This is a genomic window from Jannaschia formosa (assembly GCF_003340555.1).
Classification (GTDB): domain Bacteria; phylum Pseudomonadota; class Alphaproteobacteria; order Rhodobacterales; family Rhodobacteraceae; genus Jannaschia; species Jannaschia formosa.
The window spans coordinates 38,842-63,712 of record NZ_QPLJ01000015.1; the positions used below are offsets into that span (position 1 = coordinate 38,842).

Below are 24,871 nucleotides of genomic sequence, written 5' to 3' on the forward strand. Positions count from 1 at the left end.
ATCACTTTTTGCGGCGGGTCTTCCTCGGCGGCGTGGCCAGCAGATCGTCGTAGTAGGAGGCGTTGGAGGCTTCCGCCACCGCTTCCCCCTTCATGCCGTCGCTGACGCGGGCCGCGTCGTGGCGGCGCCGGGCCGCTTGGGCCAGGCGCCATGTCATCGCTTCGTCGCCGCCATCGGCGAAATCCTCCAGCGCCTCGCGCGCTTCCCGGTCGATGCCCCGCCGCGTGTCGAGGCTGACGAAGGCACCCTCGATGCAGGGGCGCGCGTCGTCGGCGGTCGCTCCGGGCCGAGCGACCGGCGAGATGCGGATTTGGGGCTGAGCAAGAAGGGAATCAAGCGCATCGGGCCCTATCGCGTCGATTAGATGCGCGCGGGCCGCGTCCGGCGCGGCACCGGGCGGCAGGCGCAGCAGCGCCGTGGCCAACCGCCCGTGGTCGCCCCGCGACCAAGAAGTGCCTTCCAGCCGCTCGGCGAACTCCTCGATCAGGGCGGGATGCAGGACCAGCCCGGCCAACGCGACCTGCTCCAGAAGCGCGTCGGGGTCGAGCGCGCCCTGCACCAGCGCCGAGGTGCGGGTCGTCGTGGCGGCGGGGAGGGGCGCGCCGCGGCGCGGGCGCCGCCTGTTGCCCTGCCAGGGCCGGTCGGGCGGCGAGGGCGCCCAACGCCCGTCCTCGGGCGGGGGGGCCCAGCGCCCGTCCTCGGGCGGCGGCGGAGGCGCGGCGGGCAGGGCGTCGGTGACCGGCACGCCGAACAGCTCGGCCCGTAGGCGCGCCACCTCCTGCCCGTAATGGCGGCGCAGGCTGGCATCGGAGATCCGGCCCAGCAGCGCGCGCAGGTCGCGGTCCAGCATCGCCCGACGCTCGGGGCTGTCGAAGCTGCGACCCTCGGTGGCGCGCCGCCAGAGCAGCGTCAGCATCGGCACCGCGTCGTCCAGCACCCGCCGCATCGCGCCCGGTCCCTCGGCGCGGATCAGGTCGTCGGGGTCGACGCCCTCGGGCAGGATCGCGAAACGCAGCGCCTGCCCGGCCTCCACCAGCGGCAGCGCCAGGTCAGCCACGCGCAGCCCCGCCTTCTGTCCCGCTGCGTCGCCGTCCAGCGCGATCAGCGGCTCTGGCGAGACGCGCCACATCAGCTGCAGCTGCCGCTCGGTGACGGCGGTGCCCAGCGGCGCGACGGCGGCCTCGAATCCCGCTTGGGACAGCGCGATCACGTCCATGTAGCCCTCGGCCACGACGAGCGGCTGGCCCTTGCCCGCCGCCGTCCGCGCCGCGCGCAGGTTGTAGAGGTTCGCGCCCTTGTCGAAGAGCTCGGTTTCCGGCGAGTTCAGGTATTTGGCCGGCGCGTTCGGGTTCATCGCGCGCCCCCCGAAGCCGATGACACGGTCGCGCGCGTCACGGATCGGGAAGATGATGCGGTTGATGAAGCGGTCGCGCCGACGCCCGTCCTCCTCGACCAGCGCGAGGCCCGCCGCCTCGATCCTCTCGAAAGGGATGTCCTTGGCCAAGAGCGCCGTCAGCAGGGCGTCGGGCTGGGAGGGCGCGAAGCCGATCTCGAACCGATCCAGCGTCTCGGGGGCGAGCCTGCGCCGCTCCAGATAGGCGCGGGCCTCCTGCGCGGCACCGGTCTTGAGCTGCATCCGGAACCACTTCGTCGCGGCCTCGGTCACCTTGGCGAGTTCCGAGGCGCGGTCCGCCTTCTCCGCCGCCTTCGGATCGCGGGCGGGCATCGGCACCCCGGCCTCGCGGGCGAGGATCTCGACGGCCTCCATGAAGCCGACATTCTCGCTTTCCTGCACGAAGCCGAAGAGGTTGCCCTTCGCCTGGCAGCCGAAGCAGTAGTAATAGCCCTTGCTGTCCACGACGTGGAAGCTTGCCGACTTCTCCTGATGGAAGGGGCAGGGCGCCCACCAGTCGCCCTTGGCCTGGTTGGTCTTCTTCATGTCCCAGACGACCTTGCGGCCGACCACCTGGCTGAGGCTCAGCCGGGATCTGAGGTCGTCGAGGAAGCTGTCTGGCAAGCGCATGCCCTCAATATCGGGTCGCCCCCCGCCGGAGTCGAGTCGCCGGGGCGAAACTCTCGCCGCTGCGGGAGGTGCCGGGACGACCTGCGGGGGTTGCTGTTGCACCGCGGCCACGGGCCTCGTTGCGCGACCGCGAAACCGCCCGGATGCCATCGCGATTCCGGCGCCTTCGCCACCGAGTTTCGCGCCATGAACAGACCGCCGCCTCCACCCCGACCGTTTCCGCTGCCGCTGCTCGCGGGGGTAGCCTTCGCCTTCGGGCTTGGGATCGCGGTCACCGCGGGCCTTTCGATCGGCGTCGGCACCTCGTCGGTCGCGCTGACGGTACGAGGGGAATAGCGCAGCGGATCGGGGGCGGGGATTCGGTCCGGCGCAGCACGGCACGGGTGAAGCCGCCGCGCGAGGACAGCGGCTTGAGAAGGCTATCTATCCCCGCGCCGCGACCCCCCGCATCGCGCGCTCCACCTCGTGCACGGCGGTGCCCGTCATCGACCGGAAGACGAAGAGCTCGTACCGATCCGGCCCCGCACGGTGGAACAGGGCGGGCATGTGGCCGAGCAGGCTGCGCGCCACGCGGCCCTCGCCCAACCCCGCATCGCGAAGGTCGAGCGGCGTCAGCCGCGCCAGCACGGCGCGGGCGGCCGGCCCCTCCAGCCGCAGAACGGCCCAGGCGTCCGACTGGTCCGTCATCGCGATCTGCGGGATCGGGTCCGGCCTCGGGCCGACCAGAAGGGCCTGGTTGCGCCCCGACCAGAGCAGCAGCCCGCCGCCGCGCTGGGTGCTGCGCCCCGGGCCGGGCAGCGGGAAGGTGGCGCCATCCAGCGCCATCAGCGAGGTGATCGCCTCCGGCACGACCTCCGACAGGGTGGCGTCGCCATTGGCGAGGGGCAGCAGCCCCTCGGCCGGGCTGCGGGCGATGAGGTTAGCCACGGGCGCGCCCTCCCTTCGGGTCGAACTGGACCGGGTCGACGATCTCGACCCGGGTCTGGTGGCCGCGGACGCGGTCGACCATCCGCACCACCTCTCCGTGCCGCGACCGGCCGTTCCGAAGGAAGCCCAGCGCGATATGGGCGCCCAGCGCCGGCGACCAGCAGGGCGAAGTGACGTAACCCTGATCGTTCGGTGCATCCGGCCGGTCGCCCTCGCGGTAGAGATGCGCGCCCGCGGTGATCGGCGCGCCGCCGAGGCTGCGCAATCCGACCATCTCCTCGCGGTTCTCCAACAGGGCGGGGCGGCGCGAGGCCGCCTTGCCGATGCAGTCCTTCCTCTCCGAGATCATCCGGTCCATCCCGATGTCGAAGGCCGTGACGCGGCCCGTGATCTCGGAATGGGTGATGAAGCCCTTCTCGATCCGGAGCACGTTCAGCGCCTCCATCCCGTAGGGCCCGCCGCCCAGCGCCTCGGCCCGCGCAAGCAGGTCGCGCCAGAGATGGGCGCCGTAGCGGGACGGCACCGCAATCTCGTAGGCATGTTCCCCCGAGAAGGAGATGCGGAACAGCCGCCCGGGCGTGCCCGCGACGGTGACGGGACCGCAGGCCATGAAGGGGAAGGTTTCGTCGGTGACCGGCTCGGCGACGATGGACTGCACCGTCTCGCGGGCACGGGGACCGGCGACCGAAAACTGCGCCCATTGCTCGGTGGTCGAGATCAGCGCCACGTCGAGATCGGGGCGCAGGCATTGCGTGACGAATTCGAGATGCCGCATGACCTGGTCCGCCGCCGCCGTCGTCGTGGTCATGACGTAGTGCTGCGGGCCCAGCCGCGCGGTGGTGCCGTCGTCCATGACATGCCCGTCCTCGCGCAGCATCAGGCCATAGCGGACGCGGCCCTCCTTCAGGGTCGAGAAGCTGTTGGCATAGACGAAATCAAGCAGCGCCGCGGCGCCCGGCCCCTGGATGTCGATCTTGCCCAGCGTGCTGACATCGGCCACGCCGACCGTCGTCCGCACCATCGCCGCCTCGCGGCTGCAGGCGGCCCGCCAGTCCTCGTCCCCCTGCGGGAACCATCCGGGGCGGTACCAGAGCCCTGTCTCGATCATCGGCGCGCCGCGCGCCCGCATCGCCGGGTCGGAGGTGGTGAGCCGTTCGGGCGCGAAGCCCGCGCCGGTCGCCCCCGCCCCCATTGCGCTGATCGGCACGGGCGAGAAGGGCGGGCGGAACGTCGTCGTCCCGGTCTCGGGGATGCCGCGCCCGGTCGCGTCGGCCAGCACGGCGAGCGCGGCGACGTTCGAGGTCTTGCCCTGGTCGGTCGCCATGCCCTGCGTCGTGTAGCGCTTCATGTGCTCCACGGAGGCGTAGTTCTCCTGCGCGGCCTGGCGCACGTCCTTCACGGTCACGTCGTTCTGGAAGTCGAGCCAGGCGCGGTGCCGCGTGCCCTTCGGTCCGCGGACGTCCAGGGGTGCGATCTGGCGGGGCGGCGTGGCGTCGGCCTTCGGCAGGGCGGTGCTCGCGTGCTGGCGACCGATCCGCGCCAGGGCGGCCTGCGCCGCCTCCCGCCCGCTCTCCAGCGCCTGCGCGGTCGAGAAGAGACCGGCGGCGGCGCCCGCGACGGTCATGCCGGGCACCGCGCCGTCCCTCGGCACGAAGGTTGCCAGCGTCTCGTCCCAGACCGGCCGGGCCCCCAGGTGGCAGGTCAGGTGCAGCGTCGGGTTCCACCCGCCCGAGACGGCGAGCGCGTCGCACTCGATCCAGCGGCGGCCGCCGCCCGACGGGCGGATCTCGATCCGCGTCAGCCCCAGCCTGCCGGAGGTGCCGACGACCTCGCCCCGGATCGCCCCCTCGGGCGCGTCCTCGCGCGGGTCGATCACCGCGGGCACCTCGATCCCCGCCGCGCGCAGGTCGGCGGCGGTGCGGTGCCCGTCGTCCGAGGTGGTGAAGATCGCGATCCGGTGGCCCGGGGCGACCCCCCAGCGGCGCAGGTAGGCGCGGACGGCCGAGCCGAGCATGATCCCCGGCCGGTCGTTCATCGGGAAGGCGATGTGCCGCTCGAGCGCACCCGCCGCCAGAACGCAGGACTTCGCCGCGATCCGCCAGAAGCAGTCGCGCGGCAGGTCCGGGTGCGGGTCGGCGAGGTGGTGCGACACCCGCTCCAGCGCGCCGTAGGTCCCGCCGTCATAGGCACCGGTCACGGTGGTGCGGGGCATGACGCGGACGCCCATTGCACGCAGCGCCGCGACGGTCTCGGCGGCCCAGGCATGGCCCGGTCTGCCGTCCACCGCCTCGGCCTCTCGGGTCAGGCGGCCGCCGAGGATTTCGTCCTCGTCGGCCAGGATCACGTCCGCCCCGGCTTCCGCCGCTTCACGCGCCGCCATCAGCCCCGCCGGTCCGCCACCCACCACCAGCAGGTCGCAATGGGCGAAGGCCTTTTCCTGCCGCCACGGGTCTGGGTCCCCCGAAAGCGCCCCCAGCCCTGCCGCGCGGCGGATCAGGGGCTCGTAGAGCTTTTCCCAGGCCTTGGGCGGCCACATGAAGGTCTTGTAATAGAAGCCTGCGCCTAGGAACGGCGCGGCGAGGTCGTTGACCTCCAGCACGTCGAGGCCAAGCGAGGGCCAGGCGTTCTGGCTGCGCGTGCGCAGCCCGTGGATCGCCGGTTGCACGGTGGCGCGGACGTTCGGGATGCGGCGGGCGCCGTCATGGGTGGTGATGAGGGCGTTGGGCTCGGCGCTGTCGGCCGTCAGCGGCCCGCGCGGGCGGTGATACTTGAAGCTGCGGCCCATCAGCCGCGTGCCCTGCGCCAGCAGGGCCGAGGCGACGGTGTCGCCCGCGTAACCCTTCACCCAGTCGTTGTCGAAACGGAACTTCAGCGGCGCGTCGCGGTCGATCAGGCCGTAGCCGGGCACCCTCATCGCGCAAGCTCCACCGAGGCGATCTCGTGCGTGGCCGTGTCGCGGGAGACGACGAGCCAGGCGCCGCAGCCCGCCTCGTGCTGCCAGAGGTCGCGGGTAGGTCCGCAGGGATTGTCTCGCAGGTGGAGATAGGCGTCCCATGCCTCGGGCGGGGCGTCGGCGGCGGGGCGGTCGAGCCAGGTCTCGTGCCCCAGGTAGTAGAATTCGCGCCGGTCTCGGTCGCCGCAGAGCGGGCAGGTCAGTCGCATCTCGATCTCAGTGCAGGTTGTGCTGGCTGCCGGTCGCTTCCTCGTCGATCACCGCGCCCCGGGCGAAGCGGTCGAGCCGGAAGCGCGCGGCGGGCGCATGGTGGCGGTCGGTGGCGACCAGGTGGGCCAGGCTGAAGCCCGAGCCGGGCACGGCCTTGAAGCCTCCGTAGCACCAGCCGCAATCGAGATAGAGCCCGCGGATATCCGTCTTGTCGATGATGGGCGAGCCGTCGGGCGTCATGTCCATGATCCCGCCCCAGCTGCGCAGGACGCGGGCCTGCCCGATCATCGGCATCAGGGCCATGCCCGCCTCCATCACGTGCTCGGCCATTGGCAGGTTCCCCCGGGCGGCGTAGCTGGCATAGAAGTCGAGATCGCCCCCGAAGACCAGCCCTCCCTTGTCGGACTGGCTGATGTAGAAGTGCCCCATGCCGAAGGTGACGACGCAGTCGATCAGCGGCTTCAGCCCCTCGGAGACGAAGGCCTGCAGCACATGGCTCTCGATCGGCAGGCGCAGCCCGGCCATCGCCGCTGTCTGCGACGAGCGCCCGGCCGTCACCAGCGCCACCTTCTTCGCCCGGATCGCCCCGCGCGTCGTCTGCACGCCGCGGACGCGGCCGCCCTCGATGTCGATGCCGATGACTTCGCAGTTCTGGATCAGGTCCACGCCGCGTCGGTCGGCGCCGCGGGCATAGCCCCAGGCGACCGCGTCGTGCCGTGCGGTGCCGCCGCGCCCGTGGTAGAGCGCGCCGATCACGGGAAAGCGCGCGTTGTCGTGGTCGAGGAAGGGCAGGCGCCTGCGGACGGCGGCGCGGTCCAGAAGCTCCGCGTCGTCGCCCTGGCTGATCATCTGGTTGCCCCGCCGCGCATAGGCATCGCGCTGCCCGTCCGAATGGAACAGGTTGTAGATGCCGCGCTGCGACATCATCGCGTTGTAGTTCAACTCCTGCTCCATCCCCTCCCAGAGCTTCAGGGAATGGGAGTAGAATTCCGAATTGCCGGGCAGCATGTAGTTGGCGCGCACGATGGTCGTGTTCCGGCCGACATTGCCTCCACCGAGATATCCCTTCTCCAGCAAGGCGACATTGGTGATCCCGTGCTCCTTGGCGAGGTAGAAGGCGGTGGCGAGCCCGTGGCCGCCGCCGCCGACGATGACGACGTCGTATTCGGGCTTCGGGTCGGGCGAGCGCCAATGCGGGCCCCAGCCGGAATTGCCGGACAGGCCCTGCCTGACGATTTCCAGTATGTTGAACCGCATCCCTCTCGCGCCTCGCCTCTTCGCGGGGTCACGCTATCGGCGCGGCGAGAGCACGGGAACCCCCCAACGCGACACGGGGCGGTCGAGAGACGACCGCCCCGTCGGGTTGGCGTTCGGCCCCGAGAGGGAGCGGAGGATCAGTTCGGGTTACCGGGACCGTGAATCTGGTGCGTATTGTCGGAGTTCTCGGCCTGGTTGTTCGGCAGCGAGTTGCCCGGCGCGGTCTGGTCGCCATTGCCCCAGCCATTGTTCTGGCCGCCGCCTTGGTTCCCGTTCCCGTTCCCGTTGCCGTTTCCGTTGCCAGTCGATCCGGGCTCCGAACCGCTGCCGGGGCCATGGATCGGATGCACCGTGTCGGAGTTCTCGGCATTGTTGTTGGGGCCGGAGTTGCCCGGCGCGGTCTGGTCGCCATTGCCCCAGCCATTGTTCTGGCCGCCGCCCTGGTTGCCGTTGCCGTAGCCGTTGCCAGTCGAGCCGGGCTCCGAACCGCTGCCGGGGCCATGGATCGGATGCACCGTGTCGGAGTTCTCGGCATCGTTGTTGGGGCCGGAGTTGCCCGGCGCGGTCTGGTCGCCATTGCCCCAGCCGTTGTTCTGGCCGCCGCCCTGGTTGCCGTTGCCGTTGCCGTTGTCGTTGTCGTTGTCGTTGTCGTCGTCGTCGTCGTCGCTGCCGCCGTAGTTGATCGGCTCGACATAGTCCGGGACCGTGGACGGGTCGGGCGCGTTCAGCAGGGCGATCGTGTCGAACGGCGTGATCGTCGGCGCGGGAAGGTCGGTCGGGTCGAAGGGCAGGGGCTCCGGCGCCGCGGCCGGCGGGGTCGGGTCGAACTGCAGGCGCGGGACCACGCGGTTCCGGGTCGGCGCGATGCGGTGATATTCGCGGGACACGAGCCCGATGCCGGCGATCGGCCGATGGGTCGTGAAGCTTTCGGTCAGGACGATGACCTGCCCGTCCTCCATGCGCGGGATGCGATGGCGGATCGTCTCGAGTTGCGCGGCCGTCATGGCGAGGGTGCCGTCGGTGCCGTAGGTGTCCACGACGCCGGGGACGGTGGAGCTGATCACGAGCTCTCCGTCGACACGCTCCAGCTGGGTGAAGCGCAGACGGGTCTGGCCCTCGGAGAAGGTCAGGTATTCGAACAGCTCCTGCATGCCCTCGAACTCGTGCGCGGTGACGATGCCCGTCTCGCGCGAGAGGATGTCGGCCACCGTGTAGGTCGCCTTGGTCAGCAGGGCTTCGCGCCGGAAGTTGTCGAAGTAGGCGAAGCCGGCGACATAGGCGATCCCGAGCAGGGGAAGCATGATCGCGGCCTCGATCGCGATCGCGCCGTCCTCGCGTCTGAGGAAGCGGTCGATGGAGGTCAGAGGGCGTTTAAAGAGAGAGACTGGATACGAAAAAGAGATCATGTCGTTTTTTTCCATCGTGTTGGAGTTGCCTGCCCCGCTGGATTGCTGGACCGGCACGCGCCTATGGCGGCTCGACGCGGAAGGCGGTTGCGGCGATGATGCGGATGCCCTCGGCGTCGCCGTCGGCGACGAGCTGCGCGCCGAGCCCTGTCGTCGGCAGCAGCGGATCGGCGGAGTAGCACGCCCGCAGCGTCATGATCTGGGAGGCGCGATCGCTCGCGACGTAGATCGGGGTCGCCGTGAGGGTCGAGGTCGCGCGGTTGAAGCAGGGCTGCGCGAAGTCCGGCATCGCGTAGGTCACGGTGTTGACCAGTTGCAGCTCGACCACGAGGTTCCTCTCGCAGTCGCCGAGGATGCGGGCCTCCTCGCAGATCATCTCCTTGAGATCGTCGCTGCCGATGTCGGACCTGGTGTCCAGCCGGACCTGCCGGCTGGCGATGTCGACCGCGCGCTCCAGCATCACCTGGCGGTAGAGCATGATCGACGATTCCATCGTCGAGATGAACAGCAGCAGGAAGACGGGAAGCAGGAGGACGAACTCGACCGTGGCCGCGCCGTCTTCCCGCGTGTCGGGCGGAAGCGCGGCGGCAGCGTCGGCGCGCGCCATGGCCCGCTCTGTCCGGTCGCGGAGCGCGATGGCCGCCCGTCGGGCCGAGGAAAGGACCGGCCGGATCATTGGGTCAGCCGGAGAAGGTTGATCGACGCGAAGATGTCGTCGAACGCCCGGTCGATATCGAGGTCGACGACGTTGAAGTAGCGCTTCGGGTCGCCGGCGCAGTCCTGCATCGCCCGACGGCCCTTGTCGGGCGCCTGGAAGGCGATCGTGAAGACGATGATGCCCGCGTTCCTTGCGGCCTTGCAGGCATCGCTCAGGTAGACGTTCAGTTCGTCCGTCATCGAGTTCTCGCCGACATAGCGCTGGTAGAAGTCGCGCGTGGCGTCGTCGATCCCGGGATATCTGCCCTGACCCCGCCAGAAGTTGTTGAACGTGACCGGAACGGCCGAGTAGAACTCGGCGAAGCTCAGCTCGATGGCCTGCGAGCCGCCCGCGGGTTCGTTGCGCCATTCCCCGCCGCTGGACTGGTTGCGGTTGTTGCGCACGCGCTTGACCCAGAACATGCCCCGCTCCTCGGACCAGACCGAGTACTGGGTGGCGACGGTCTCCCCGGTCACGGGATGGGTGCCGGTGCCTTCGAAGTCGGTCCAGTTGCGGCGATCGGCATCCTCCCACCAGGGATAGCCGGTATACCGGCCGCCATTCGCGGCCCAGTCCTGCGCGGCGCCACGCGTCGCGAACCAGGACGGCGACCACCGGCTGAGCGTGCCGTCGATATTGTCGAGCCCGTAGCTCGGAAGCTCAAGCGCTGCCTCCGTGACGCAATCGAGCGTCTGGGTGTTGATGAACCCGGTCTCGAGGCAGGACACCTCGGGCAGCTTCGGGATCTCGATGGGCTGCGCCGCCTGCACCGGCACCTCAAGATCGGGGCGGTAGACGAACACCCCGGACGGCCCGTTCCGGCGGTCGGGGTAGATGTCGCGCTGCTCGTCGTTCTGGCCGTCCGTCATCACGACGAGGATCTTGCGCTTCTGCGACTGGCCGTAGTCGAAGGGCAGGCCCTCGAAATCCTCGGACAGGTCTCCGTTCGCGATCAGCCGGTCGGCATGGACCCGAAGGCTCGGGTCGAGAAGGGCGAGGCCCCACTTGACGCCGAGGTTGATCGCGGTGCCGGCCGCGGCCTGCAGGTCGTTGATGTGGGTCTCGATCTCGTCGATATCGCTCGACCAGGGCAGGATCGCGGCGAAGTCGTCGGTCGGGCAGGTGGGCCGCCGGATGTCGCCGTCGAAGTTCCTGTTGTATTCGAAGCGGTCGAAATGCATCACCCGCGTCAGGACGGTGCCCGCGTCGATCCCGGTCTGCTTGTAGGCGATCGACGGGTTTGGGAAGCTGGCGCAGAACGACCGCGTGTGCTCCATCGACAGGTTGAACCAGGGACCCATCTTCGAGCCCAGGTTCACGGTGTCGCGATAGGGCACGATCGAGATGGTCGAGAGCGCGCCCTCGTCCTCGGCGCGCTGCAGGATCTTCTGCGTGAATTCGACGGCGGCCTCCTGCATGGCGGGGTGCCTGCCGGCGCTGTTCATCGAGCCCGAGATGTCGAGCACGACCGAGACCTCGAGGTCCCACTTCTCCTCCCGGGCCTGGCTCCAGACCGGGGCGCGCATCTCGTCCTGGCCCACCATGTTCATGAACATGCTCGGCGTCTCCGACCGGCCATGGACCGTCACGCGCGAGCTGACGTCGTCCTTGAACGTCTGGATGCGGACCGAGTCGTGCCGAATGCCGGCCGCCTCGAGGTAGTCCTCGACGACCTGCTTGGGGTCGCGCGTCTGGCTGAGCGAGGCGGCGGCCAGCGTCGCGCGGTCCGTCGCGTATTGCAGCTCGGCGCGGTCGCGCTCCGAGCGCATCATGTCCCAGGCAACCCCGCCAGCGAGCACCATGACCGCGAAGAAGATCAGCCCGACGACGGTCAATGCTCCGTCCTCGTCTCGCATGTAGTCGCGCGGCGATCGCAGCGCGGGGGCGGGAATACGGGTCGAGCGGAGCAACATACGGAGCACGGCGGTCACCTGACAGATGGTTGACGTGGACGCGACTCAACGGAGCCGCAACGCCCGGTATCCCTCACCAATGCGGAGCCGTCCGGGCGCCTCTTTGTCCAAACAATGGCGGCGACCAACATGTCGTAAACGAAGAGCCCCGGGGGGTGGAATCGTTGCGCAAATTTGCGACAAACTGCTCAGGACCGCGCCGGACCTCGGCGGCGGCACACGGAGGAGAGCGATATGCAGGGCAAACATGGCGGCTTCAGTGCGTCCGTCAACGCGATGTACGACAAGGCCGTGGCCTTGATGGATCTCGGCCCCGGCCTCGCCGAGAAGATCCGGGTCTGCAACGCCACCTACACCGTGCGCTTCGGCGTCCGCCTGCGCGGCGAGATCCACACCTTCACCGGCTACCGCTCGGTTCATTCCGAACACATGGAGCCGGTCAAGGGCGGGATCCGCTACGCCATGGCTGTCGATCAGGACGAGGTCGAGGCGCTCGCGTCGCTGATGACCTACAAATGCGCCCTGGTGGAGACGCCCTTCGGTGGCTCCAAGGGCGGGTTGCGGATCGATCCCACGAAATGGGAAGCCGACGAGCTGGAGCGGATCACCCGGCGCTTCGCCTACGAGCTGATCAAGCGCGACATGATCAACCCGGCCCAGAACGTCCCCGCCCCGGACATGGGCACCGGCGAGCGCGAGATGGCGTGGATCCAGGACCAGTACCAGCGGATGAACACGACCGACATCAATGGCCGCGCCTGCGTCACGGGCAAACCGCTCAACGCGGGCGGCATCGCCGGCCGCATAGAGGCCACGGGCCGCGGCGTCCAATACGCCCTGCGCGAGTTCTTCCGCCACCCCGAGGACATCGCCGAGGCGGGGCTGTCGGGCACGCTCGAAGGCAAGCGCGTCGTGGTGCAGGGCCTCGGCAACGTCGGCTTCCACGCCGCCTCCTTCCTCGAACGCGAGGACGGCGCGAAGATCTGCGGCATCATCGAGCGCGACGGCGCGATCTGGTCGGACGCGGGACTCGCCGTCGACGAGGTTCACATGCACATGCGCGAGCATGGCGGCGTGAAGGGCTTCCCCGGCGCCACCTTCGACGAGAACGGCGCGGCCCTTCTGGAAGCCGAGTGCGACATCCTCATCCCGGCCGCGCTGGAAAGCGTCATCCACGAAGGCAACGCGGCCCGGATCAAGGCGCCGCTCATCATCGAGGCGGCCAACGGGCCGATCACTTCCGCGGCCAATGAGATCCTTCAGAAGAGGGGCTGCATCATCATTCCGGACCTCTACGCCAACGCGGGCGGCGTCACCGTCAGCTATTTCGAATGGGTCAAGAACCTCAGCCATATCCGCTTCGGCCGGATGCAGCGCCGCGCCGAGGAGGCGCGCCACCAGCTTCTGGTCGATGAACTGGAGCGGCTGTCGAAGGCGCGCGACGTGCCCTGGACGCTGTCGGACGACTTCAAGCGCAACTATCTGCGCGGCGCCGGCGAGCTGGAGCTCGTCCGCTCCGGCCTCGACGACACCATGCGCGCCGCCTACGGCGCCATGCGCGAGGTCTGGCGCCAGCGCGACGACGTGCCGGACCTGCGCACGGCGGGCTTCATCGTCGCGATCAGCCGGATCGCGGCAAGCTATACCGCCAAGGGGCTCTGACGCACGCTGAAGGGCGCCGGACCGGCCGAGGTCCGGCGCCGGCGCTCAGGCCGCGCGGAAGACCCAGACGCCGTCCGCGCGCGTCTCGCGCGTCGCACGTCCCGTCAGGTGCAGATGCTGCAGATGGGCGATGGCCTCGAAGAAGGCGAGGCCGTACATGTCGTCGGTCACCCGCCGCTTGAACAGCGGCGCGAAGCACTCCCCCCCGGTGCGCGGCGCCGCCAGATGCGCCTCCAGCCGGTTGAGCGCCGCGACATGGTTCTGCGCGAGCGACCCCAGCCGCACCGGCAGCCCGCGATAGGGGGTCTTGTGGCCGGGCAGCACCAGCTGGTCCTCGCGGGCCAGCGGCGCGAGCCGGGCGCAGGCGCCGAGCCAGTCGCCGACCGGGTCGGCATTGGCCTCGGTCGGGTAGAGCCCGAGATTGGGCGAGATGCCGGGGAGAAGCTGGTCGCCCCCCAGCACCAGATCGCCGCCCTCCTCGAAGAGCACCGCATGCTCCGCCGCATGCCCGTCGCCGCGCGCCACGCGCCAGCGGCGCTGGCCCAGCTCGACCGTCTCGCCTTCGGCCACACGCGTGAACCCGACCGGCAGCGGCGCCACGATATCCGCGAAGTTGAACGGCCGTTCCGTCGCGCGCTTGGTCAGCACGTCCGGATCCATCCCCCAGCGGCGGCAGAAGGCCAGCGCTTCGGGCGTGGGCACCGGCTGCTCGTCCAGCACCAGCATCCGCGCCATCAGCCAGGCGGTCCGCGTGGTCAGAAGCTCCGCCCCCTCGGCCTGCAGCCAGCCGGCCAGGCCGATATGGTCCGGATGATGATGGGTGGCGAAGACGCGGGTGATCGGCTCTCCGCCCAGAGGGCCGGCCCGCAGCCGCTCCACGATCGCCCGCGTGCGCTTCGTGTCGAAGCCGGTGTCGACCATGGCCCAGCCATCGGGCTCGCGCAGGAAGTAGACGTTGACGTGGTCGAGCGCCATCGGCAGCGGCAGCCGGGCCCAGAGCACGCCCTCCGCGACCTCGATGGCCTCGCCCTCGGCGGGCGGGGCGTCCCACGGAAAGTCGAGGCCCGCATAACCGTCGGGTAGTTCGATGTCCTTCATGGGCGGTCCCTCCTTCCTGTGGCCGGAAATACTCCGGGGGTCCGGGGGCAGAGCCCCCGGCGGATCGGACCGCCTATGGCGGTTCGATCCTCAGGCGGCAACCACGTCGTCGCTGACCGCATAGAGCGCCGCGGCGCCCGCGCGCGCCTTCGCCATCTCGGCGGTGGCCTCGGGCAGCAGCATCGAGACGGCTACGTCCGCCATCGGCTTGCGCGCCGGATCGGCGACCGCCGCCCGCAGGTGATAGGACGCGCCCAGCACGCGCGCGAAGGCGGCGAGATAGGGGACCGCGCCGGCGAAGCGGTCCTGCATGTCCTGTTCGAGCAGCCACTCGGTCAGGGCGCGCAACTCGGCCAATGCCGTCTCCAGACGCTCGTGGCCCGTTCCCGCCATCTCGTCCATGAGCGCGAAGGCCGCGGCGCCGCCATCCATCATCTTGCGGCCGACGAGGTCCATCGCCTGGATGCCGTTCGTCCCCTCGTAGATCGCCGTCACCCGCACGTCGCGGGCGTATTGCGCGGCGCCCGTCTCCTCGACGAAGCCCATGCCGCCATGCACCTGGATGCCCTGGCTGGCGATCTCGATGCCGGTATCGGTGCCGTAGGCCTTGGCGATGGGCGTCAGCAGCGCGGCGCGCGCCTTCCACCCGGCCTCGCCGGTGGCCTTGGCCATGTCGAGCGACACCGCCGTGTCCATCGCAAGCGCGCGGGCGGCGAAGGTATGGGCCTTCATCGACAGGACCATGCGGCGCACGTCGGCATGGTGCAGGATCGTCCCGCCCTCATGCGCCGTGCGGCCCTGCTTGCGGTCCAGCGCGTAGCCGATCGCGTGCTGCATCGCCGCCTCGGCGATGCTCAGCCCCTGCACCCCGACTCCGAGCCGGGCATTGTTCATCATCGTGAACATCGCGGCCATGCCCTTGTGCGGCTCGCCGACCAGCCAGCCGGTCGCGCCGTCGTATTGCATGACCGCCGTGGGCGAGCCGTGCAGGCCCAGCTTGTGCTCCAGCGACACGACCTTCAGCGAATTGGCCACGCCCGCCTTCCCGGTCTCGTCCGGCAGCTTCTTCGGCACCATGAAGAGAGAGATGCCCTTCGTTCCCTCCGCCGCCTCGGGCAGGCGGGCCAGCACGAGGTGGCAGACATTCTCGGTGAAGTCGTTGTCGCCCCAGGAGATGTAGATCTTCTGCCCGGTGATGGCGTAGGTCCCGTCGCCGTTGGGCTCGGCCCGGGTGCGCAGCGCGCCCACGTCCGACCCGGCCTGCGGCTCGGTGAGGTTCATCGTGCCGGTCCACTCTCCCGAGATCAGCTTCGGCAGATAGAGCGCCTTCAACTCGTCCGAGGCATGGGCTTCAAGCGCCTCGATCTGGCCCTGGGTCATCAGCGGGTTCAGCTGCAGCGCAAGGCAGGCCGAGCCGATCATCTCGTTCACGGCCATCGTCAGCGTGGTCGGCAGGCCCATGCCGCCATGCTCCGGGTCGGCGGACATGCCGAGCCAGCCGCCTCGGGCAATGGCGGCGAAGCCCTCGGCGAAGCCGGGCGAGGTGCGCACGACCCCGTTCTCGAGCCGCGCGGGATGCAGGTCGCCCTGGCGGTTGAGCGGGGCCAGCACCTCCTCGGCCATCTTGCCGGCCTCGGTCAGGATGGCCTCGACCGTCTCGGGCGTGGCCTCGGCGAAGGTCCCGGTCGCGGCCACGCGGCCGAAGCCGACGACATGGTCGAGCACGAAGCGGATTTCGGAGACGGGGGCGCGATACGGCATGGGGACCTCCCAATCGACAAACCGAGGGCGTAGATGGTGACGTGAGCGCAAGTTAGGGGGCGGGGGCCCATGGGTTCAACAGGAACACGACGTCACGGCGACAAGGCCGCAGCCATCGCGGAGGCGGCGGCCCGACTGCGCGCAGGCGAGATCGTCGCCTTCCCGACCGAGACGGTCTACGGCCTCGGCGCGCTCGCCACCGACGGGCAGGCGGTCGCGAAGGTTTTCGAGGCAAAGGGGCGGCCCAGCTTCAACCCGCTGATCGTGCATGTCGCGGACCTCGCCGCCGCGGAGGCGCTCGCCGTCTTCGACGCGGAGGCGCGCGCTTTGGCGGGTCGCTTCTGGCCCGGACCGCTGACGCTCGTTCTGCCGCTGCGCGAGGGGCATGGGCTGTCGCCGCTGGCGACGGCAGGGCTCGACACCGTCGGGCTGCGGGTGCCCGCCCATCCGGTCGCGCGGGCGCTGCTGGCGGCGGTCGGCGGCCCGGTCGCCGCGCCTTCGGCCAACCGCTCCGGGCGGCTCAGCCCGACGCGGCTCGACCATGTGACGTCAGGCCTCGGGGATGCCCTCGGCGGCGCGGTCGAGGGCGGCGCCTGCGCGGTGGGGGTCGAGTCGGCGATCCTGCGCACGAGGCCCCTCGCGCTGCTGCGCGAAGGCGGGCTGCCGGCCGAGGAGATCGAGGCGGTGCTGGGCCGGCCCCTGCCGCGCGACCTGACCCCCGGCCGGGTGCAGGCGCCGGGGCAGCTTTCGTCGCATTACGCGCCGGGCCTGCCGGTGCGGCTGAACGTGACGGAACGGGCGCCGGACGCGCTGCTGATCGGGTTCGGCCCGGTCGCCGGGGACCTGACCCTGTCAGCAAGCGGCGACCTGCGCGAGGCCGCCGCGGCGCTGTTCGACACGCTGCACCGGGCCGATGCGCTTGCGCGGGAAAGAGGCCGCGCGCGGCTGGACGTCGCGCCGATTCCGGAAGTGGGGCTGGGCCGCGCGATCGTGGACCGGCTGACCCGCGCCGCGGCGCCGCGCAACGGCTGAGCCCGCTCAGGCGTGGCCCGAGGCGAACGAGAGGCCGGACGGCGCGATCCCCATGTAATGCATGCAGGCGAGCCAGCGGTCGGCGGCGGGCAGGTCGAAGACGGTGTCCGACGGCGCCTCGGTCGTGAGCCAGGACCCCTCCCGGATCTCCTCCTCGATCTGGCCCGCGCCCCATCCGCAATAGCCCATCGCGATGAAGGACCGATCCGGGCCGCGCCCGTGGCCGAGGTCCTGAAGCACGGCGCGGTGCGGGGTCAGCCAGACATCCTCGGTGACCCGGATCGTCTGGGACCGCAGATCGTAGTCGCTCGAGTGCAGCGTGAAGCTGCGCTCGATATCGGCCGGGCCGCCGGCGTGGATCGGCACCCCGATCGCGACCTGCGGCGGCCGCAGCCCGCTTTCGCGCAGCAGGCGGCGCAGGGTCATGTTGGTGGCGGGCCGGTTGATCAGAAGGCCCATTGCGCCGGCACGGGAATGGGCGCAAACCAGAAGCACAGATTTCCGGAAGGCACGCTCCGTCACCGTCGGCATCGCGACGAGGAGGCGTCCGGTCAGGGACATATCGGAGCTTTGTATCCTGATCATGACACCTGCTTATGTCCAAGCAGATTTACAAGCAATGACCGGGCGCGCGCGGGCGCCTTTGCACGGCCGCGAGGTTCGGCCGCGCCGCGCGCCTCACGAGCGGTGCCGCAGAGGTGATTGGGCCCCGGTGCCGGGCCGGGATAACAGGGGCCGATGATCCCACGCCAACATGACGCCCTCCGTGCTGCGCCGCTGGCCATCGCGCTCGCTTCCGGTCTGCTCTGCGCCTCGGCCGGCGCGGGCGAGGCGCAGTCCTGGGACGACGTCTCGCAGGTCATCTCGGTGGCGCCGGTGGCGGGATGGCGCGCGGAACCGGGCCGGCACGTGGCCGGGCTGCGCATCTCGCTGGAGCCGGGCTGGAAGACCTACTGGCGCAGCGCTGGCTCCGCCGGGATCGCGCCACGGATGGACTGGGGTACTTCGGAGAACGTGGAGGCCGTCACCCCGGCCTGGCCGACGCCGGGGCTGTTCTGGCAGGACGGGGATCTGTCCATCGGATACGACGACGATTTCATCCTTCCGCTGATCGTCGCGACCGGCGAGGGCGCGGCCCGGCTCGGCGGCCGCCTCGACCTCGGCGTCTGCGCCGCGGTCTGCCTTCCGGTGCAGGTCGAGGTTGAGGTCGCGCTGCCCCCCGGCGGCGCCGAGGACGAGGCGCTGATTGCCGCGCTGGCCGACCGCCCGCGACGCTTGCCGCTGCAGGCGGACTGCACGACCCGGCCGACGCCGGACGGGATCGCCCTGACCGGGGCGGTGGACCTGCCCAGCCTCGGCGGGACCGAGACCGTGGTCTTCGAGCCGGCCGATCCGGCGCTCTGGGTGACCGACTCGGTGGTCTCGCGCCAGGGCGAGCGGATCACCGGCTCCTCCGAGCTGATGGCGGGGGGCGGCAATCCCGTGACGCTCGACCGGTCACGGATCCGCATCACCGTGATCGGCGCGCATGGCGCGGTCGAGCTTGCCGGATGCGCGCCCTGAGGCGGTCCCGGTCCGTCCCCGAATCACGCCACGGGCGGGGCCTTCCCCGTCGCCGGAACCACCCGCGTCGTCCGCGCGTTTCGGCTGTAATACAACCAGGTTCGGGCAGCTCAACGCCTGGGCACGGCAGGTCGCGGGCAGCACTCCTGATGCCCCATGCGGCAAAATACTGCCAAAGCCGTACCGAGCCTTGAAACCGCCACGGGGGCGGTCCAACTTGATCCACGAAGGAGACGGCAATGGCTAAAACGCGCGGACCCCTCGACCGGTTGGCGGACATCCTGAAGGACAAGCTGTCCGAGGTGCTTGGCGCGCTCGCGCCGCAGCCGGACGCTATTCCGATCCCGGTCCGGAACGACCCCCGGGATCGCCACCGCTAGGCCTCCCAGGTTTCGATTTCATAGCCAATGCGCCGGCGCCTTTCGTGCCGGACGCTTCTGGCCCGGCCGCTCCGCAGGACGCGCTTCCTCAGGACGCGGCGCGCTTCAGGATCGGCCCCACAACGGGGACCTTCTTCGGCTTCTTCGCCAGACTGAGCAGCAGATCCGCAAGTTCCGGCTCGTCCACCAGCTTCGCGGCCTTGGCGACGGCGAACCAGGCGCGCTTGCGCTCGGACTTCTCCTTCCAGCGGGACCGGGTGTCGGTCACGATCATCGGGTAGACCCGGACGCGGCAGGGGACGGTGCTCCCGTCATCGAGGCGCTTGTCGTAGCTGTAGGTGCCGAAGACTTCCTTGGCGACATGGCCGGTCACCCCGGCCTCCTCCAGCGCTTCGGTCGCGGCGGCGGCCCAGGGCTTCAGGTCCTTCATCGTCCAGCCCTTCGGCACGACCCAGCGGCCGGTGTCCCGGCTGGTCACCATCAGGACCTGAACCTCGTTGCCCTTCCATCGCAGCGGCATCGCTGCGATCTGCTGTCGCGCCTCTGGCATCCACAAAACCCCAAAACAAATGGCCCCGGTCCGGCCGGGTCTCGTTATCCGAGTATTAGTGGAGGAATATGTCACCGTAAGGCGAAGAAATCAACGATGCTTGAAGAAGTTCACATGATTTCAATGATCTCGTGCAGGCTTCCGCAGCGCCGGGTGCCTTCCGGCAGGTCCGCGGACAGATAGCCGCCCTCGACATGCAGATAGGGCACGCCCGCCGCCCGCGCCGTCTGGGCATCGACCCGGCTGTCGCCGACATAGAGCGCGTCCGCAGGCGCCGTCCCCAGCAGGTCCAGCGCGTGCAGCAGCGGCGCGGGATCGGGCTTGCGCGCGGGCAGGCTGTCGCCCGCGACCACGCAAGCGAAGGGGCCGAGCGTCAGTCCGGCAAGCAGCGTCCGCGTCGGCGCCATCGGCTTGTTGGTGCAGAGCCCCAGCGCGATCCCCCGCCCATCCAGCGCCGCCAGCGCCTCGCGCGCGCCGGGCATCAGCGCGACGCCGGTCAGCGGGTCGGCGTCGTAGATCGCGCGAAAGACATGCACCGCCTCCTCGGACGGGGGCGCCCCCGCTGCGGCGAGGCAGCGCGCGACCAGCATCGCGACGCCGTCGCCGATGAAGCCCGTCACCTCCTCCAGGGTCGGGGGGCGGTGGCCCAGCGCCGTCAATGTCGCGACGCAGGCCCGATGCAGCGACGGGGCGCTGTCGACCAGCGTCCCGTCGAGGTCGAAGACGACAGCCCGCGGCCTCACGCGAAGCGCATATCAGCGGCGAAGGGCATCCGGCGCAGCCGCGTGCCGGTCGCGGCGAAGACGGCATTGGCCAGCGCCGGGGCGGCGGGCGGCAGGCCCGGCTCTCCGGCGCCCCGGATCGGCCCGCCCGATCCCAGCGCGCGAACCTCGATCTCCGGCGTCTGCCACAACCGCAGGCTTTCGTAGCTGTCGAAATTCGTCTGCTCCGGCCCGCGGCCGTCGAAGGTGATCTCCGATGACAGGGCATGCCCGATCCCGAACAGCGCGCCGCCCGACAGCTGCGCCTCGATGTTGACCGGGTCGAGCACCCGCCCGACCTCGGCCGCGATCCAGAGCTTGTCCATGACGATGCCCGCCTCCGTCTGGCGCACCTCCATGATCTGGGCCACGGGCACGCCGAAGCTGTAGACGAAGGCCACGCCCCGCTTCCCCTCGGGCCCGTTCCAGGAGGCCATCTCGGCCACCGTCTCCAGCACCCGGCGCGACGGTTCGTGCGAGATCAGGCGCAGGCGTTCCTCGACCGGGTCGGCGCCCGCTTCGGCGATCAGCTCGTCGAGGAAGCTTTCGAGGAAGAAGCCGTTATGCGACGCGCCGACCGACCGCCAGGAGCTGACGGGCACGGTCGCGGCCACGCGGTGGCCGGTGATGCGCCGGTCTGGCAAGGCATAGGGCGCGTCCCAGGCCCCCGCGACCAGCGCCACGTCCGGCCCGAAGGCGGGAAAGCCGACGCGGCCCATCTGGCTTTCGGCGACCGACTGCGCCGCGACGGCGAGGTCCAGCGCCCGGACCCGCCCGTTCTCGACCGTGCCGCGTCCGCGCGCCACCGCCATCGGGCGATAGAAGCCGTGGGTCATGTCCTGCTCGCGGCTCAGCGTCAGGCGGACCGGGCGGCCGGGCACCTGCACCGCGATCTCGGCGGCCTGCCGGACCCATTCGTCCTCCAGCCGGTGGCCGAAGCTGCCGCCGGCGGGCAGCACGTTGACCGTGACCTGCTCCGCCTCCTGCCCGGTGATGCGGGCGACGGATCGCGCGACGAAGATCGGGGCCTGGGTGGCGGTCCAGACCTCGGTCGCCTCGGGGGTGTAACGGACGGTGGCGTTGGCGGGCTCCAGCGGGGCATGATGCAGGAACGGCACGCGGTAAGTCGCCTCGATCCGCGTGCCGGGCGCGGCGTCGACATCGCCCTCGTCGGTGAAGGCGCTGTCGCGGTCGCCGTCGAGCGCGGCCTCGTGCGCCTTCCACAGCGCATCGCTGGTCGGGCCTTCGCCGCCCGATTCGAACCGGATCGCCCGCGCCGCCCTGAAGGCGCGCCAGTCGTTGTCGGCCAGCACGGCGGCGCCGTCAGTGATGGGCAGCACCGCCTCGACCCCGCGCATCGCCTCCGCCTCGGAGGCGTGCATCGAGACCACGCCGCCGCCCCTCAGGGGGTTCGTGACGACCGTGGCATGGAGCATGTCAGGCAGGACCAGGTCCCCGCCGAAGCGATAGGTGCCGACCGACTTGGCCGCCACATCGACGCGGCGATGTGGCTGGCCCAGCCAGCGCCAGGCCGACGGGTCGCGCAGCGGCACGTCCTGCACCACCTCCACATCGGCGAGAAGCGGAATCAGTTCGGCATAAGGGGCGGATCCGTCGGCCCAGACGACGCGCCCGTCCTCGGTGCGCAGGTCCTCGCGCGCGATGCCGAGCCGGGTCGCGGCGGCCGCCTTCAGCGTCTCGCGGGCCGAGGCCCCGGCGGCGCGCAGCCGGTCGTAGGCATCCGCTACCGTGGTCGAGCCGCCGGTGACGTGCAGCCCGCCGAACTTGCCCAGCACCTCCGACGCCGCGCGCCCGCCCCGGGCGATCAGCCCTTCGTCCCAGGCCGCCAGCGGCATCCCCTCGGCCGCGACGCTGCCGTTGTGATAGACCGGAGAGGCGGGGCCGGACGCCAGCCGCACCTTGGCCGGGTCCACGTCCAGCTCCTCGGCCAGCAGATGCGCCTGGATCGAGGCCGCGCCCTGGCCGAGGTCGATGCGCGGCGTGATCAGCGTGACCCCTTCGGCGTCGAGCAGGACATAAGGCGTCAGCGCGGCCTCCCCCGGGGCCAGCCCGGCGGTCAGCGGGTTTCCCGGGTCGCGGCGGTAGGCGTAGATCCCGAAGGCGACGCCCGCCCCGATGGCGGCGGTGCCGATCAGGAAGGTCCGGCGGGCGATCTTTCCGGCGGTTCCCATCACGCGCCCTCCGATCCGGCGGCGCGGCGGATGGCGGCGCGGATGCGGGGATAGGTGGCGCAGCGGCAGAGATTGCCGCCCATCGCATCCTCGATCTGCCGGTCGGTCGGGTCCGGCACCTCGGCCAGAAGCGCGGCGGCCTGCATCACCTGGCCCGGCTGGCAATAGCCGCATTGCGCAACCTGAAGGTCGATCCAGGCCTGCTGGACGGGATGCGGCGCCGCTTCGGTGCCCAGACCCTCGATCGTCGTCACCTCCGCCCCGGCGGCATCGCCGGACCAGACCTGGCAGGCGCGCACGGCGAGGCCGTCCAGATGCACGGTGCAGGCGCCGCATGCCCCGATCCCGCAGCCGTATTTCGACCCGTGGATGCCCAGCTCGTCGCGCAGCAGCCAGAGCAGCGGCATGTCCTCCTCGACGTCGACCTCGTGGTCGGTTCCGTTGACGGTGATCCGCATGGGCGCCCTCATTTCGATCGGCGGAGGATAGGTCCGCTCCCGACCAAGGTAAACCGTCCGGTTCAGGGGGAGGCGCCGGTCGCGCCGCGCTGATGGAATCGCGGGCGGCGCAGCTGTTCCACGGGCACGTCTTCGTCGAGTGACCCGGGACACCGCGACCGAGCGTCGCGCCTTTTCGCAGCGCGACATGGGCGACGACGCCCGCTCCACCGAGCGTCCGGTCCGACCTCTCCGCCCTTGCCGGTTCATGCCAAGCGGCCCGGGACAGCCTGCGCGAGGGTTAGCCCCCGACCCCTTGGCCGCCCGCTTCTTCCTGACGGATAGCGGCAGCAGGGCGGACGGCTCGGCCGAGGTGCAGGACGCTTGGCTTCCTCGGAGGAGGCTTTTCCTTGAACGCGCAGGAACGAAAGCGTAGATGTTCGATTGCGCTCGTTTCGGGAGGCGGCCTTGCAGGATACCTACGATCTCTTCGTCATCGGTGGTGGCATAAACGGCTGCGGAATCGCCCGCGACGCCACAGGACGGGGGCTCAGGGTCGGGCTTGCCGAGATGGGCGACCTTGCCGGTGCGACCTCATCGGCCTCGACCAAGCTGTTCCACGGGGGCCTGCGATACCTCGAATACTGGGAGGTCCGGCTGGTCCGCGAGTCGCTGCGCGAACGCGACGTGCTGCTGAAGAACATGCCGCATATTTCCTGGCCGATGCGCTTCGTCCTGCCGCTGTCGAAGGACATGCGCTTCGAAGGGGGCACGCCGACCTCGAAGCTGCTGGGCACCGTGATGCCCTGGCTCAAGGGCAAGCGGCCCGACTGGCTGATCCGCACCGGCCTGATGATGTACGACTCGCTCGCCAAGTCGAAATACCTGCCCGGCACGAAGACCATCTCGCTCAGGGGCACGCCCGAGGGCGCGCCGCTGGAGGATCGCTTCGTAAAGGCCTTCGAATATTCCGACGCCTGGGTCGAGGACAGCCGCCTCGTCGCGCTGAACGCCCGCGACGCGGCCGATCGCGGCGCCGACATCCATGTCCGCACCCGCGTCGTCAGCGCCGAGCGCGAGGGCGACGAATGGGTCGTGACGCTCGACGGGGAGCGTACCGGCAAGGTCCGCGCGAAGATGATCGTGAACGCGGCCGGCCCTTGGGTCGGCGACGTGATCCAGGGCGTCGTCCGGTCGAACGCGAAGGAGGGCGTGCGGCTGGTCCGCGGCTCGCACATCGTGACGAGGCGGCTCTTCGATCACGACAAGTGCTATTTCTTCCAGGGCGCCGACGGGCGGATCATCTTCGCGATCCCCTACGAATACGACTACACCCTGATCGGCACCACCGATGCGGAGCATGAGGATCCGCATCAGAAGCCTGTCTGCACCCCCGAGGAGAAGCGGTACCTCATCGACTTCGCCAACGGCTATTTCAAGCAGGACCTGACCGAGGAGGACGTGGTCTGGACCTATTCCGGCGTGCGCCCGCTCTATGATGACGGGGCCAAGTCGGCGACGGCGGCGACGCGGGACTACGTGCTGAAGGTCGAGGCTTCGGGCGCCCCGGTGCTGAACGTCTTCGGCGGCAAGATCACGACCTACCGCAAGCTGGCCAACGGCGCGATGGAGAAGATCGCGCAGCACCTGCCCACGACCTCCGGGCCCTGGACCCACGACGCGCCGCTGCCCGGCGGGGACTTCCCGGTCTCGGGCGTGGCCGCGCAGATCGCCGCGCTGAAGGAGGCCTATCCCTTCCTCACCGACCGCTGGGCCCAGCGCCTGATCCGCGCCTATGGCACGCAGGCCAAGGTGATGCTGGGGGATGCCAGCTCGGCCTCGGACCTCGGCCCGGATTTCGGGGCCACCCTGACGGGTCGGGAGGTGGCGTGGCAGATGGACCGCGAATGGGCGCGCAAGGCCGAGGACGTACTCTGGCGCCGCACCAAGCTGGGCCTGCGTCTGTCCAAAGAGCAGGTCGCCGCGCTCGACGCCTGGATGGCGGAGCGCCGGGCCGACGCGCAGGCGGCGGAGTAGGGGCGCCGGCAG

Annotated in this window: 20 protein-coding genes; 5 read left to right on the plus strand and 15 right to left on the minus strand. The window is 70.4% G+C overall.

The genetic code is table 11. The features are described from left to right. Position 1 precedes the first annotated feature (1 nt). The 8 genes from dnaG to DR046_RS15180 form a co-directional block, all read right to left on the minus strand. The gene (gene dnaG, locus DR046_RS15145; protein WP_115383242.1) at positions 2-2,023 is read right to left on the minus strand and encodes a DNA primase; all 2,022 of its coding nucleotides are present in this window, start codon (positions 2,021-2,023) and stop codon (positions 2-4) included. A 423-nt stretch (positions 2,024-2,446) separates the two neighbouring features. Then, positions 2,447-2,950, minus strand: a complete 504-nt coding sequence (locus DR046_RS15150; protein ID WP_115383243.1) for a sarcosine oxidase subunit gamma — start codon at positions 2,948-2,950, stop codon at positions 2,447-2,449. Further along, a complete protein-coding gene (locus tag DR046_RS15155; protein WP_115383244.1) occupies positions 2,943-5,864 on the minus strand; it encodes a sarcosine oxidase subunit alpha family protein in 2,922 nt (973 codons plus the stop codon). The genes DR046_RS15150 and DR046_RS15155 overlap by 8 nt, the downstream gene beginning before the upstream one ends. Further along, positions 5,861-6,112: a sarcosine oxidase subunit delta gene (locus DR046_RS15160; RefSeq protein WP_115383245.1), complete on the minus strand. Its 252-nt coding sequence runs from the start codon at positions 6,110-6,112 to the stop codon at positions 5,861-5,863. Before DR046_RS15160 ends, DR046_RS15155 begins: the two co-directional genes overlap by 4 nt. A 7-nt stretch (positions 6,113-6,119) precedes the next feature. Further along, positions 6,120-7,370, minus strand: a complete 1,251-nt coding sequence (locus DR046_RS15165; RefSeq protein WP_115383246.1) for a sarcosine oxidase subunit beta family protein — start codon at positions 7,368-7,370, stop codon at positions 6,120-6,122. 137 nt (positions 7,371-7,507) lie between these two features. Then, a complete protein-coding gene (locus DR046_RS15170; RefSeq protein WP_135227309.1) occupies positions 7,508-8,671 on the minus strand; it encodes a hypothetical protein in 1,164 nt (387 codons plus the stop codon). Positions 8,672-8,837: 166 nt separating this feature from the next. Then, positions 8,838-9,383 (minus strand): TadE/TadG family type IV pilus assembly protein, encoded by a 546-nt coding sequence (locus DR046_RS15175; RefSeq protein ID WP_167767130.1) that lies wholly within the window; start codon positions 9,381-9,383, stop codon positions 8,838-8,840. A 65-nt stretch (positions 9,384-9,448) separates the two neighbouring features. Beyond that, complete coding sequence (locus DR046_RS15180) at positions 9,449-11,386, minus strand: Tad domain-containing protein (protein WP_115383249.1); 1,938 nt, start codon at positions 11,384-11,386, stop codon at positions 9,449-9,451. Positions 11,387-11,620: 234 nt separating this feature from the next. Between DR046_RS15180 and DR046_RS15185 the strand changes: the two genes are divergently transcribed. Further along, positions 11,621-13,048, plus strand: coding sequence for a Glu/Leu/Phe/Val family dehydrogenase (locus DR046_RS15185; protein WP_245190958.1), 1,428 nt, complete (start codon positions 11,621-11,623; stop codon positions 13,046-13,048). A gap of 45 nt (positions 13,049-13,093) precedes the next feature. Here the strand turns inward: DR046_RS15185 and DR046_RS15190 are convergent, their stop codons facing one another. Both DR046_RS15190 and DR046_RS15195 read right to left on the minus strand, forming a co-directional pair. Continuing rightward, positions 13,094-14,146: an MBL fold metallo-hydrolase gene (locus tag DR046_RS15190; protein ID WP_115383250.1), complete on the minus strand. Its 1,053-nt coding sequence runs from the start codon at positions 14,144-14,146 to the stop codon at positions 13,094-13,096. Positions 14,147-14,236: 90 nt separating this feature from the next. After that, positions 14,237-15,907, minus strand: a complete 1,671-nt coding sequence (locus DR046_RS15195) for an acyl-CoA dehydrogenase (protein ID WP_115383251.1) — start codon at positions 15,905-15,907, stop codon at positions 14,237-14,239. A 69-nt stretch (positions 15,908-15,976) separates the two neighbouring features. Between DR046_RS15195 and DR046_RS15200 the strand changes: the two genes are divergently transcribed. Then, the gene (locus DR046_RS15200; RefSeq protein WP_115383252.1) at positions 15,977-16,939 is read left to right on the plus strand and encodes an L-threonylcarbamoyladenylate synthase; all 963 of its coding nucleotides are present in this window, start codon (positions 15,977-15,979) and stop codon (positions 16,937-16,939) included. Positions 16,940-16,945: 6 nt separating this feature from the next. Here DR046_RS15200 and DR046_RS15205 read toward each other — a convergent pair whose 3' ends face one another. Continuing rightward, the gene (locus tag DR046_RS15205; RefSeq protein ID WP_167767131.1) at positions 16,946-17,500 is read right to left on the minus strand and encodes a YqgE/AlgH family protein; all 555 of its coding nucleotides are present in this window, start codon (positions 17,498-17,500) and stop codon (positions 16,946-16,948) included. A 177-nt stretch (positions 17,501-17,677) separates the two neighbouring features. Between DR046_RS15205 and DR046_RS15210 the strand changes: the two genes are divergently transcribed. Together DR046_RS15210 and DR046_RS23690 are read left to right on the plus strand one after the other, a co-directional pair. Further along, positions 17,678-18,502, plus strand: a complete 825-nt coding sequence (locus tag DR046_RS15210; RefSeq protein ID WP_115383254.1) for a protein-disulfide reductase DsbD domain-containing protein — start codon at positions 17,678-17,680, stop codon at positions 18,500-18,502. A 239-nt stretch (positions 18,503-18,741) separates the two neighbouring features. Next, positions 18,742-18,882 carry a hypothetical protein gene (locus DR046_RS23690; protein ID WP_167767132.1) on the plus strand — a complete coding sequence of 47 codons (141 nt, stop codon included), beginning with the start codon at positions 18,742-18,744 and terminating at the stop codon, positions 18,880-18,882. An 88-nt stretch (positions 18,883-18,970) separates the two neighbouring features. Here DR046_RS23690 and DR046_RS15215 read toward each other — a convergent pair whose 3' ends face one another. From DR046_RS15215 to DR046_RS15230, 4 genes are all read right to left on the minus strand, one after another. Further along, entirely contained in the window at positions 18,971-19,402 is a 432-nt protein-coding gene (locus DR046_RS15215; RefSeq protein ID WP_245190959.1) for an NUDIX hydrolase, read from the minus strand. A 140-nt stretch (positions 19,403-19,542) separates the two neighbouring features. Then, entirely contained in the window at positions 19,543-20,175 is a 633-nt protein-coding gene (gene gph, locus DR046_RS15220; RefSeq protein WP_115383255.1) for a phosphoglycolate phosphatase, read from the minus strand. Beyond that, complete coding sequence (locus tag DR046_RS15225; protein ID WP_115383256.1) at positions 20,172-22,385, minus strand: xanthine dehydrogenase family protein molybdopterin-binding subunit; 2,214 nt, start codon at positions 22,383-22,385, stop codon at positions 20,172-20,174. Before DR046_RS15225 ends, gph begins: the two co-directional genes overlap by 4 nt. Further along, the gene (locus DR046_RS15230; RefSeq protein WP_115383257.1) at positions 22,385-22,843 is read right to left on the minus strand and encodes a (2Fe-2S)-binding protein; all 459 of its coding nucleotides are present in this window, start codon (positions 22,841-22,843) and stop codon (positions 22,385-22,387) included. The genes DR046_RS15225 and DR046_RS15230 overlap by 1 nt, the downstream gene beginning before the upstream one ends. Positions 22,844-23,290: 447 nt before the next feature. Here DR046_RS15230 and glpD point away from each other — a divergent pair, with 447 nt between their 5' ends. Next, on the plus strand, positions 23,291-24,859 hold the full coding sequence (glpD, locus tag DR046_RS15235; protein WP_115383258.1) for a glycerol-3-phosphate dehydrogenase: 1,569 nt from the start codon (positions 23,291-23,293) through the stop codon (positions 24,857-24,859). Positions 24,860-24,871 lie beyond the last annotated feature (12 nt).